Genomic DNA, 12,170 nt, shown 5'->3' on the forward strand with positions numbered 1-12,170 from the left:
GAAGGACCTCACCGAGTAGTAAACCCCGCGCGAGGGGGGATGATCCCACCGTCAGCCGGTGGGAGGCCGGATCCCGCACGTAAACTCCGCGTGAGCGGGGATGATCCGGTGTCCGCTGGCATCATGATGACGTCTCCTTGGTAAACTCCGCGCGAGCGGGGATGATCCCAACGCCAAGTTGATGGCTCACGCTGCTAACCTGTAAACCCCGCGCGAGCGGGGATGATCCCCCCGAGGAGATGGCGGCCCGGCTCAAGGAGCTGTAAACCCCGCGTGAGCGGGGATGATCCAAGAGCACTTGCCCGAGGAGGGGGAGGGCCCTGTGAACCCTGCGCGGGTGGGAGAGTGGGAGAACGGCCTGTGTGCTTGAGGGGGAGTGACCGGCTCATGAGTCCGGGGGGTGCTTGGGCCGGTGCCCACCTGGACCTCATCAAGCGGGAGGTCGGCTGCGTGGACGCCTCCGTTGTGGCGGACCCGGCTGTGAAGGAGCCCACCGCCACCGTCGAGAAGGTTACCGAGACGGCCACGGGGCGGGCGAGGCCTGACTCAACACGCTCAGTCGATTAACTTTACAAATACATCTGGCGTGATGCAGGATAAAGCCGTTGCTCGGCCACCAGGGTCTGGTCGGGCAACGGCGTGCTCCTGTTCCCCCAGGACCGCCTCTGTCATCTCCCTAGCCGGTACTCATCAGGCCGCCGACACGGCGGTCTGAGGGGCGTGCGCGTGTCCCCTCCCTGGGCCGGGCTGCCGGCACTCTCATTAAGAGGTATTGACAATGAGTGTCAAAGGTGCCGCAGAGGTCATTTTCTCCCCTCCGGTTCAGAACTGGTTGAAGCGGGCGATCTACCGTCATAACTGCCGGATGTCCCCGGATCACTACCGTTCTGCGCTCAAGCACTGGTACTGGCTGTTCAAGTGCCGTCCCTGCCACGTGGAGGAGCCGCGCACCATGACGGAGAAGATCCACTGGCTCAAGCTCTACGACTCCACGCCGGTCAAGGGGCGCCTGGCGGACAAGTTCCTGGTGCGTCAGTGGGTTGCCGGCAAGGTGGGGGAGAGGTACCTCGTACCCCTGCTGGGTGTGTGGGACTCGCCCGATGAGATCGACTTCGAGTCCCTCCCGGACAGCTTCGTTCTCAAGGCCACGCATGGCTCTGGTTGGAACATCCTCGTGCCCGACAAGAGTGCACTCGATGTGGCAAGGACGCGTCAACGCCTGCGGGAGTGGCTTGGCCTGCGCCAGGCGATGAAGGGCGGTTTCGAGCTGCACTACGAGTACTGCGAGCCTCGCATCGTGTGCGAGCCCTTCCTGCGTGACGCCTCAGGAGGACTGCGCGACTACAAGTTCATGGTGTTCGACGGGGTCGTCCAGTTCATCTTCACTGTGGACCGGACTCAGGGACGTGCGCTGCGGGGCACCTACCTGCCTGACTGGACCCGAGCGCCTTTTGAGTACACCTGTGAAGCCGACCGGGCCTCGGACATCCCGGCGCCCGCAGGCCTGGAGACCATGCTCTGTCTGGCTGGCGAGCTCGGAAAGGGGTTCGCCTGCGCGCGCATCGACTTCTACGAGGTCGATGGAGACGTCTACTTCGGCGAGATCACCTTCACGGATGCTGATGGACTGTCGGACTTCACTCCCTCACGCTATGATCGCGTGTTCGGAGACCGGATCATCCTGCCGGAGAAGAAGTGCTTCAAGGGCGTCATGCTGTGACGGGACAAGCGGGCAGGGAAGGTGTTTCGTAGACTTCCTACGAAACGAGTCCGCTTCATTGGGAAGAAATGTTCAAGAACTCATCGATGTTATGAGTGCTTCCTCATTAAAACGACCGACCGCTTGCGTGTCGTGACCTCAGGTGTGTTACTGTCTTGGTCGTAAATAATGGCGCTCTTTCATTGAAGTTTCGCATTGATTGGCGCCCTGCCCTGTCAGCCCTGATATTATCCGGTGGTGCGTAGATGACACTAGAGGACCTTCTTCACCTGACCCGTCGACGTATTGGATCCCTGGTTTTGGCGCTAGTTATGTGCGTACTGGCCTCGATGCTGTTCGCTTTCGCCTCGCCAAGCACCTATACGGCGACTTCCCAAGCCTATCTGCGCGTGAAAGTGGCGGGAGATCCGGCGCAGAGCACGCAGTCTCAATACAATGCGGCACAGCTCGCCGCAATGAAGGCCGACGCCGTGGTCCCCGTCTTCACCTCGGCTGCGGTCGCTCAGCGAGTCGTGGACTCGCTCAAGCTGGATGAGACGGCGGAGGAGTTCGCCTCCTCGGTCTCTGCGACCAGGGTCCCTGAGACGGTATCGGTGCAGGTCTCTGTCACTGCCTCCTCGTCGCACCGCGCTCAGGTCCTGGCTGACGAGGTCGTTCGCCAGGCCTCCGTCGAGATCAAGGACCTGGAGGGGGAGGACTCTCCCGTGGAGATCGTCCTGCTGTCCTCTGCCGAGCTGGTCAGCGCGACTCGTTCGCCTGCCCTGGTGACCTGTGTGGCAGTGGGGCTGCTGGCCGGGCTGGTCCTGGGTTATGTCTGGATCCTCGTTCAGGAGCTGCTCGACAAGAGTCTCAAGGGGCCCGAGGAGGTTCGCGAGGCGCTGTCGGTGCCGTTGCTCGGTGCCCTGCCGCGGGTTCCGTCGCTGCGGTGGCTGAGTCGAGGGGCGGAGCTCAAGATGGAGGAGCAGCTGCGTGTGGCCCGCACCAACGTGCTTCATGCGTTGTCTCAGGGCGGCCGGCGAGTCATGGTCGTCACCTCGGCCGGTCCGCAGGAGGGGACGTCGGTGACCGCTGCCAGCCTGGCGCGGGTTCTGGCTCTGTCTGGGCACCGGGTTGTCCTGGTCGGAGGAGATTTGCGTGCGCCCAGCAGCACAACCGAGCTGCAGGGCAGTCCTGGGCTCGCAGACGTTCTGACGGGCTCGGCGTACCTCGGTGAGGTTCTGATCAAGGGGGCGGTGGAGGGCCTGGAGCTTCTGCCCGCAGGCCGAATGCCGGCGAATCCCTCCGAGCTGCTGGGGGCCCCTATGATGCGCGATCTGCTGCGTGAGCTGGCAGCAGACCGGCTGGTCATCATTGATGCTCCGCCAGTCCTCCGATTCACTGACGGAGTGGTCCTGGCTGCCCATTCCGGAGGCGTCATTCTCGTGGCGCGCGCTGGTCGCACCAGCGCGGAGGACTTGCGTGAGGCGGCCCTGGCGGTCGAGCAAGGGGGCGGTCGCATGCTTGGAGTGGTGCTCAACAACGTGTCGGAGCCCGGAGGAAAGCGCAAGGGTGTGCGGGGCAGCGCCGTTCCCGCCGAGAGTGTGCCCGCCTAGGCTCCTGACATACGTCATGATCGGCACGCGGAGGCTTGGGACTTGTGAGGCAATCGCTGTTGGCCCCGAAGCGTCTTCGGTAAGCATGCTCCGTCTCTCGCAGTGGGTGTGGTGTCGCGCTACGTTCTTTCGTGCGCGAGGCGCGTGCTGAACACTCACTGTCGCTGTCAAGATGTTTATGAGATTGTTATTTAATCGCAGTGTAGACATCTGTCAGTTATGTAGCATTAGTCGCCTTGGTATTGTTGTTTCAAACAGTTGGCGAGTGTTGGTTGGTGAATTCATATCATCAACTGGCGTTGTTTCTGTCAAGAAACGATGATTGCGAGTGAATCACGTCAGAATCTTCCAATCGGTGGCATCTGATGTTAGATTGATGCAGAGCCGTAAAAAACGGCAAGTACTCGTGCTGGCTGAATGTGGTTCAGCTGCCATGTTGTTGATCTGTTGTTGCCTGCTTCGGTGATTGCAGTCGTATTTTCCAGTCCGTCCAGCGAATCAGCCAATGCTGTTCGCCCATCCGCAGATTGAAGCCCTGATGACATTTGAATTCTGTCGCTTCTGCCAGTGCGACTCGCTTGATCAGAGTTCCTCGCTCACAGGCCGTACGTCCTTTACCTATCGGCCGGCGCAGTGGAGTGTGACGACCCATGGCTGAGCCGCGTCAGTGCTCCTCCGATGCGACAAGCCGTCTCGACGGGAGTGCCGGGAGCCGCGAGCCTGATTCGAAGCCGCTGTCGTCACGCGCATCCGAGGGACATGAGGCGTTGGCCCTCTCCAGCGCCTCTTCGTCGATCGGATCCGCGCCCATGCAGCAGCCTGCTCGTGGACCGGCGTGGGTGAACCTGCCCGTGTGCCGGATTGAGCCCATTGCCCTGATGGTTGTCGACGTTCTGGCCACCTACCTGGCCCTGTACTGCGCGGCGTGGGGGACCACGAAGTGGGCGACGGCGACGGGGGCAACCGGTGGCCTACTGGCCGTGGGCGTCCTCGCGGTTGTCAACGTCGGGGTCTTCGCCGCCTTCAAGATGTACAACAGCCTGTGGCGCTACGCCTCGATGACCGAGGCGCTGCGGATCCTCTACGCGACCGTCGTCGGCTCGGTGTGCGGGGATCTGCTGTTCTCCTTGGCTTTCGACGGCGGGCTGTCGGTGCGCTCCTACGTCATGGCCTGGGCACTGCTCGCCATCATGACCGCCGGGACTCGTCTCGCCGTGCGGGCCCTGTGGAGCAGCCAGCTGCAACGCAGCGCCCGAGCGGGAGCGCACGAGGCCCGGCCCCGCACACTCATCGTCGGCGCGGGACAGACTGGTTCGCTGACCATTAAGCGCATGCATCTGTGCGATGAGGACATGCGCGGCGAGCCGGTGGCCCTAGTGGACGATGACGTGACCAAACACGGTCGCCACGTCCACGGTGTCAAGGTCTACGGCTCGTGTGAGGACATCCCCCGCATTGCCCAGGAGTGCCAGGCTGAGCAGATCGTGCTCGCCTGCCTCTCGGCTCTGGCCTCCGAGCGCCAGCGCATCCTGGCCATCTGCCTGAAGACGGGGCTGAGAATACTGACCCTCCCGAACGTCCGGGACCTGGCCCAGCAGGACGATGGCAGGATCGCACTGCGGGAGGTGGAGATCTCCGAGCTGCTCAGCCGCGATGAGGTCGCCTTCGACACCATGAGCATGGGCTACGTGCGCGGAGAGGTCGTCCTGGTGACCGGCGGCGGCGGTTCCATCGGCTCCGAGCTCGTCCGCCAGCTCATCGAGGCCCAACCTCGCCAGATCGTCATCTTCGACGTCTATGAGAACACAGCCTACGAGCTGTTCCACGAGATGCAGTCCAAGGCCGCTGAGCGAGGGGTGTCCCTGTCGGTCGTCATCGGCTCGGTGACCAATGAGCGGATTGTCCGAGACTGCTTCGAGCGTTACCGGCCCAAGGTCGTCTTCCACGCGGCGGCGCACAAGCACGTCCCTCTCATGGAGGACAACGCCCGTGAGGCGGTGGAGAACAATGTGCTGGGCACCTGGATGGTGTGCCGTCTGTCTGAGGAGCTCGGCTGCAGCCACTTCATCCTGGTCTCCACGGACAAGGCCGTGAACCCGACCAATGTGATGGGGGCGACCAAGAGGCTGTGTGAGCTGGAGGTTCAGGCCCTGGCCAGCACCAGTCGTACCACCGTCTTCGCCGCCGTGCGCTTCGGCAACGTCCTCGGCAGCCATGGCTCCGTCATCCCGCTGTTCAAGCGGCAGCTGCGATCAGGCGGGCCACTGACCGTGACGCACAAGGACATGACCCGCTACTTCATGACGATCCCGGAGGCGGCCCAGCTGGTCATCACCGCAGGCTCGATGTCTCGGGCCGGAGAGATCTTCATCCTGGAGATGGGGCAGTCCGTGCGGATCTACGACCTTGCCGTCAATCTCATCAAGCTCTCGGGCCTGCGGGTCGGACGTGACATCGAGGTGGTGTTCACCGGGCTGCGGCCGGGCGAGAAGCTCTATGAGGAGCTGCGGATGGACGGAGAGGACCTGCATCCCACCGAGAACAAGTCCATCCTCGTCTCCACGGCGTCGCCGCCCACCATGCAGGAGGTGGAGGACACGATCGCTCGGCTGAAGCGATGCCTTCCCGAGGGGAATGACGAGATCAAGCGGGAGCTCGCTCGCGCGGTGCCCACCTACCAACCGCGCTTTGACCACGATTCAACTACGTCGCCGACGATGAGGAGAGCAGGATGATGCGCGTCGATTTCTCACCCCCAGACATCACCGATGCCGAGTGCCGGGAAGTGGTGGATGCGCTGCGATCGGGCTGGATCACCACGGGGCCGCGCACCAAGAGCCTGGAGAAACAGGTGGCGCAGCGCTGCGGAACCGCCCGGGCTGCCTGCCTGAACTCCGCAACGGCCTCGTTGGAGCTGACCCTTCGAGTCCTGGGCATCGGTCCCGGAGACGAGGTCATTGTCCCGGCCTACACCTACACGGCCTCGGCCTCCCCGATCGTGCACGTGGGCGCCACCCCGGTGATCGTCGATGCCGGTGACGCCGACGGCGGTTACGGGCTGGACCCCCGGGTCCTGGAGTCCGCCATCACCCCGCGGACCAAGGCCGTCATCCCGGTCGACGTCGGTGGACGTATGTGTGACTACCCGGTCCTGCGCGCGGTCGTCGACAGCCATAGCCACCTCTTCACCCCGGCAGGGCCGGTCCAGGAGGCGCTGGGCCGCGTCGCCCTTGTCGCCGACGGCGCCCACAGCTTCGGTGCCCGGCGCGACGGCACGCCCTCGGGCAGTGCCGCCGACTTCACCACCTTCAGCTTCCACGCCGTGAAGAACCTGACCACCGCCGAAGGCGGGGCCGTCACGTGGAGGCCGGAGCTGGACCTGGACGAGGAGCTCTACCGCCAGTACATGCTGCTGTCCCTGCACGGGCAGAGCAAGGACGCCCTGTCCAAGACCCGCCTGGGGGCCTGGGAGTACGACGTCGTCAGCCCTGCCTACAAGTGCAACATGACCGATGTGTGCGCCGCGATCGGCCTGGCGCAGATGACCCGCTACGACTCGATGCTCGAGCGACGGCGCCAGATCATCACCCGCTACGACCAGGCTCTGGCGCCGGCGGGCGTGACATCGCTACGGCACTATGAGGAGGGGAGCGTCTCCTCCGGGCACCTCTACCTGGCGAACCTGCTGGGCCTGGGGGAGGAGGCGCGCAATGAGTTCATCGAGCGCATGGCGAGTGCGGACGTGGCCTGCAACGTCCACTACAAGCCGCTGCCCCTGCTGAGCGCCTACCGGAACCTCGGCTTCACCATTGAGGACTTCCCACGGGCCTACGCCCTCTATGCCAACGAAGTGAGCCTGCCTCTGCACACCTCATTGACCGACGAGCAGGTCGACTACGTCATCAGCTGCGCGCTCGAGACGCTCGCGGCGATGGGCCGATCATGAGGATGCCGCCCTGGGAGGAGCTGCCAGCCTCCCTGCGGACCGAGGAGGTCCGCCCCTACTACGAGGTGCTGTCCCGGCGCGGAGTCCAGCTGCGGCTCAAGCGTCTGCTCGACGTCGTCGGAGCGACGATCCTGATAGTGCTGCTCGGGTGGCTGTTCGTCATCCTGGCGGCCCTCATCAGGCTGGACTCGCCCGGGCCGGTGTTCTTCCGCCAACGGCGGGTCACCCAGTTCGGACGCGAGTTCCGGATCGTCAAGTTCCGCACCATGACGCACCGGCCGGCAGACCCCGGTGACCAGATCACCCGGGGCAACGACCCCCGGGTCACGAAGGTCGGTGCGGTACTGCGCCGGTACCGGCTCGATGAGATCAGTCAGCTCATCGACATCCTGCGCGGCACGATGAGCTTCGTGGGGACCAGGCCGGAGGTGCCCGAGTACGTCAGGCAGTACACCCCACAGATGCGGGCCACCTTGCTGCTGCCGGCCGGGGTCACCTCCACGGCCTCCATCGAGTTCAAGGACGAGGCTGAGATCCTGGCCGCCGCCCCGCCGGGCCAGGATGCCTACCTCACCCAGGTCCTTCCGGCCAAGATGCGCCTTAACCTGCGCGACGTGCAGAACTTCAGTATCGGGCGGGAACTGTCGATCGCACTGAGGACCGTCCTGGCGGTGGCCACATGAGACGCGCAACGACGATACCTAAGGAGTAAGCATGACAGCAGGCACCGAGCACAATCGCGAACCGGATTCCGACCTGGTCTCCATCATCATGCCGACCTACAACTGCGGCGCCTTCATTGCCGAGACCATCGCCACCGTCCAGGCCCAGACCCACCCCCGCTGGGAGCTGCTCGTCGTCGACGACTGCTCCACCGACGACACCGCCGACGTGGTCGGGGCCCTGGCCAAGGACGACCCGCGGATCCGGTACGTGCGCCTGGAGACCAACAGCGGCGCCGCCATGGCCCGCAACCGGGCGATGGAGCTGGCCCAGGGGCGCTACATGGCCTTCCTGGACTCCGACGACCTGTGGCACCCCGACAAGCTCAGGCGCCAGATCAACTTCATGACCTCGCGCGGCGTGGCCATGTCCTGCACCGCCTACGCCCAGATCGACGAGCAGGGCGTGCCCACCGGCAGGATCGTGCGCAGCCCGACCAGGATCAGCTACAACCGCCTGCTCCTGGACTGCCCGGTGGGCAACTCCACCGTCATGTACGACGTGGCGCGCCTGGGCAAGTTCGAGGTGCCCAACATCCGCAAGCGCAACGACGACGCCCTGTGGCTGCGCATGCTCCGCACCGAGCCCTACATCTGGGGGATGCCGGTCGTGCTCATGAGGTACCGGCTGCGCTCGGGATCGGTGTCGGCCAACAAGCGGAGCCTGGTCAAGTACCACTGGATGCTCTACCGCGACATCGAGCATCTCAGCATCCCCCGCTCCGTCTTCCACATCGGCGTGTGGGTCCTCATTAAGACCCTCAAGATGAAATGAGGACGGGCGTTAGCAGGACGAGCAGTTCCCCGGACCGGCCCGGGGCCGACGGAGGGAGGCCGGCAATGAGTCAGGAACAGTCATCGACCCCGCAGGATTCTGGGGGCGGACCTCTAAGGGTCTTGCAGATCAACTCATCAATCTCCCAGCGTTCCGGTGTCATGAGCATGCTCATGAACTACCTCAGGCACATGGACCGTTCGCAGGTGGTGCTCGACTTCTTCTGCTACGCCACACCCGACGAGACCCACCGTGAGGAGATCGAGTCGCTGGGCGGACGCTGCTATGTCATCGACGCCGGGAACCGCATCGGGCGCATCCGTTCATCCCTGGGGCAGTTGCTGGAGCAGCATGCGGGGCAGTACCCCGTAGTGCACCTCCATGACCCCATCCTCTCGCGCTTCCTCTATCCGGTGGCTCATCGCCGCGGGGTACGTGCCTTCGCCGTCCACTCCCACTCGACCGCCTACTCCGACTCCCGTCTCAAGAGCGTGCGCAACTGGATCGTGTGCCGCAATATTGGTGCCTACTCGGATGCGCGCCTGGCCTGCTCCCGGGCTGCCGGTGAGTTCATGTTCCGCCGTAGCCGTTTCGAGGTGCTCCCCAACGCCATCGACGTGGGTACCTACCGCTTCGATCACCAGGCCCGCGTCAAGGCCCGGCGTGCGCTCGGTCTGGGGGACGGCCCGGTAGTGGGGCACGTGGGACGCTTCAGTGAGGAGAAGAACCACCGGTTCCTTCTTGACGTCTTCGGCGAGCTGCTCCGCCTCAGACCTGGGGCGCGCCTCGTGCTTGTCGGAGACGGGGCCCTGCGCCCGGGGATCGAGGAGCGTGCGGCCGACGGAGGACTGGCCGACCACGTCCTGTTCCTGGGGGACCGTAAGGATGTTCCCGAGCTCTACCAGGCCATGGATGCGCTGGTCCTGCCCTCGCTCTTCGAGGGGCTGCCCATGGTGGGAGTCGAGGCTCAGTGCGCGGGGCTGCCCATGGTCTGCTCGGACCGCGTGCCCGACGAGGTCGCGATCGGGCACTGCGAGTTCCTACCGTTGGAGGCTACGCCGGACCGGTGGGCCACCCGGGTGGCGCAGGCGATCGACCTGGGGCGGGACCTGGGACGCAGGGGTCAGGGCGCAAGCCTGACGCGCACCGCAGGCTTTGATATCACGCGTGAGGCCGGCCGGCTCGCTCACCGGTACCGGGACCTGGCCGGGCGGTGAGACAGCAGTATGTGGATCCACTTCGCACTGTTCGCCACTCTGCTCCTTCCCGCGGCTCTGCTGGGACTGCGAGGCAATGCGGGGCGCCGCGGTTCTCCGATCCTCCTGGGTATCACTTTCGTTGCTTTCACGGCCTTCTCCACCTTCAGAGCCGTCAGCGTCGGCAACGACACGGTCGAGTATCACCGCGTCTTCAAGGCGATCGCCGCCACGGACAGCTTCCAGGAGGCCCTGAGCGTCAGCCGCTTCGAGTACGGCTACGTCTTGGTCAACTACCTGGTCAGCCGCCTCACGCAGGATTTCAATATCCTGCTGCTCATCACCTCGGTCTTCGTCTACGGCTCAGTGGTCCTGTTCATCAAGCGGTATGCCGCCAGCTACTCCCTGGCAGTTCTCTTCGCCTTCGGTATGTCCGTCTTCTACGACCTCATGCTCGCTGTGCGTCAGGGCATCGCGGTGGCGATCTTCCTGCTGGCCGTCCCCGCGCTCATGGAGCGCAAGCTGGTGCGTTACGTGCTTCTCGTTGTTCTCGCCTCGCAGTTCCATGTCAGTGTGCTGCTGCTGCTCGTCGTCTACCTCATTCCGTATATGAGGCTGAGTACCTTCGGGGACTGGTTCAAGTGGGGCGCCCTCATCGGCATCGTCATGTTCTCGCTGAGCTGGCTCCTGACCTGGCTGCTGATCTCCTCGGCCTACTACGGTCACTACCTGCACAGCGACTACGCAGACGGAGGCGTCCGCTCGGCCACGGTCCTGCTGATCATCACCCGCATCATCCTCCTGCTCCTGGCAGCGACCTGCGGCTGGAACGCCTCGGTGGAGGCCGACCCCTCCGGGCGCACCCGCATCCTCCTGGCCCTGGCGGTAGCGGATGTCGCCATGGTCGTGATCGCACTCGGATTCAATCTCCTGGACCGTCTCGAGATGTACCTGACCCTGCCCTTCGCCGTCGGACTGGCCAACCTCGCGGCGCATGGCGAGCGGCCCGAGAGCTCCTACGTCAGTGCCCTGCTCGTCGTCATCGCCTTTGCGGCCACCACGATCTTCTTCCTGTACCGCCCCGAGTGGTACCACCTGTTCCCCTACCGCACGTTCCTCGAGGAAGGGCTCCCGTAATGGATCCTGTCTACGTCTCATACTCGGCCGCTCGGTGGCTCTCGCGCCATCATCTTGCGCCCGCCGCATACCTCATCCGCGGAGCTATGCGCGCGGTGTTCGCCTGCGACGTTCCGTATGCTGCCCGCATCGGCGAGAACACAGACTTCCCGCACCATGCCCTGGGCGTCGTGATCCACCCTCGGGCCGTGATCGGTACGGACTGTCACATCGGGCACGGGGTGACCATCGGTGGTCGTAAGGGCATCGAGACAGTTCCCGTGTTAGGCAAGGATGTTGTCGTGGGCTGTGGAGCGACGATTCTCGGGCCGATCACTGTTGGGGATGGCGCGATGATCGGGGCGGGTGCCGTTGTGATCCACGATGTCCCTGCTGGCGCGACGGTCACGGGAGTTCCGGCCAGGATCATCAGGGAGAAGGCTGCATGACATGGGCTCTGCGGCGGGGTGCCTCTATCGGTTCACCCAACATGGGTGATGAGACCATCGGTATCGAGGCCTGGAAGGTGCAGTTCGGTGTCGGCGAGTCATAAGGGGCGTGTTGCTTTCCTGCTGGGCAATACTTTGGTGTTCGCCCTGGGGGGTCTAGCGGTTAAGGCGGTCTCCCTGGTCCTCATGCCCCTGTACACCACTGCGCTGACTGCTGGTGAGTACGGGACGGCTGAGCTGCTCAACAGTGCGATCGAGATCGTGCTGCCGTTGCTCTCGCTCGGTGTGGTGGAGGCCCTCTACCGGTTCTCCATCGACGACGACGTTCGCAAGGACGAGCTCTTCGCCGGCTCCCTGGTGGTCCTGGGTGGGGGCATCGTGTGCACTGGGGTGCTGTGCGCCCTGGGCAGTGTCGTGTGGGGTATGGAGCACGCGGGGTCCTTCTTCGTCCTGTTCTGCTCGGTGTGCGTCTTCAAGGCCACGACTCAGCTCGCCCGCGGAATGGGCCACGTGCGCCGCTTCGTGGTCTATGGGCTGATCAATGCGCTGGCCATGGTGGTGTCTACCTACCTGCTCCTGTTTCGTGCGCACTTGGGTGTGGAGGGGTACCTGTGGTCCTTCACGATCGGCTACCTGGTGGGTGGTCTTGTCGCG

General features: G+C 64.2%; 11 protein-coding genes. All 11 read left to right on the plus strand.

Annotation, left to right across the window (positions count from 1 at the left end):
* Positions 1–387 precede the first annotated feature (387 nt).
* Positions 388–567 carry a hypothetical protein gene (locus tag HMPREF2883_RS06520; protein ID WP_070659939.1) on the plus strand — a complete coding sequence of 60 codons (180 nt, stop codon included), beginning with the start codon at positions 388–390 and terminating at the stop codon, positions 565–567.
* Between the two features lie 211 nt (positions 568–778).
* Positions 779–1,720, plus strand: a complete 942-nt coding sequence (locus tag HMPREF2883_RS06525; RefSeq protein ID WP_070659942.1) for an ATP-grasp fold amidoligase family protein — start codon at positions 779–781, stop codon at positions 1,718–1,720.
* Positions 1,721–2,175: 455 nt separating this feature from the next.
* Positions 2,176–3,312, plus strand: a complete 1,137-nt coding sequence (locus tag HMPREF2883_RS06530; protein ID WP_256277368.1) for a tyrosine-protein kinase domain-containing protein — start codon at positions 2,176–2,178, stop codon at positions 3,310–3,312.
* 878 nt (positions 3,313–4,190) lie between these two features.
* Entirely contained in the window at positions 4,191–6,047 is a 1,857-nt protein-coding gene (locus tag HMPREF2883_RS06535) for a polysaccharide biosynthesis protein (protein ID WP_081384586.1), read from the plus strand.
* On the plus strand, positions 6,047–7,258 hold the full coding sequence (locus tag HMPREF2883_RS06540) for a DegT/DnrJ/EryC1/StrS family aminotransferase (RefSeq protein ID WP_070659968.1): 1,212 nt from the start codon (positions 6,047–6,049) through the stop codon (positions 7,256–7,258). The genes HMPREF2883_RS06535 and HMPREF2883_RS06540 overlap by 1 nt, the downstream gene beginning before the upstream one ends.
* Positions 7,255–7,941, plus strand: a complete 687-nt coding sequence (locus HMPREF2883_RS06545; protein WP_070659948.1) for a sugar transferase — start codon at positions 7,255–7,257, stop codon at positions 7,939–7,941. Before HMPREF2883_RS06540 ends, HMPREF2883_RS06545 begins: the two co-directional genes overlap by 4 nt.
* A 31-nt stretch (positions 7,942–7,972) precedes the next feature.
* Positions 7,973–8,755 (plus strand): glycosyltransferase family 2 protein, encoded by a 783-nt coding sequence (locus HMPREF2883_RS06550; RefSeq protein ID WP_070659951.1) that lies wholly within the window; start codon positions 7,973–7,975, stop codon positions 8,753–8,755.
* Positions 8,756–8,820: 65 nt separating this feature from the next.
* Positions 8,821–9,972: a glycosyltransferase gene (locus tag HMPREF2883_RS06555; protein WP_070659954.1), complete on the plus strand. Its 1,152-nt coding sequence runs from the start codon at positions 8,821–8,823 to the stop codon at positions 9,970–9,972.
* 9 nt (positions 9,973–9,981) lie between these two features.
* Positions 9,982–11,088 carry an EpsG family protein gene (locus tag HMPREF2883_RS06560; RefSeq protein ID WP_070659957.1) on the plus strand — a complete coding sequence of 369 codons (1,107 nt, stop codon included), beginning with the start codon at positions 9,982–9,984 and terminating at the stop codon, positions 11,086–11,088.
* Positions 11,088–11,516 (plus strand): serine O-acetyltransferase, encoded by a 429-nt coding sequence (locus HMPREF2883_RS06565; protein ID WP_070659962.1) that lies wholly within the window; start codon positions 11,088–11,090, stop codon positions 11,514–11,516. Before HMPREF2883_RS06560 ends, HMPREF2883_RS06565 begins: the two co-directional genes overlap by 1 nt.
* A gap of 87 nt (positions 11,517–11,603) precedes the next feature.
* The coding region (locus HMPREF2883_RS06570; RefSeq protein ID WP_371080483.1) for a lipopolysaccharide biosynthesis protein at positions 11,604–12,170 on the plus strand (567 nt) is incomplete at its 3' end.

Origin of the sequence: Actinomyces sp. HMSC075C01, assembly GCF_001812965.1 — a bacterium.
GTDB lineage: Bacteria > Actinomycetota > Actinomycetes > Actinomycetales > Actinomycetaceae > Actinomyces > Actinomyces acetigenes.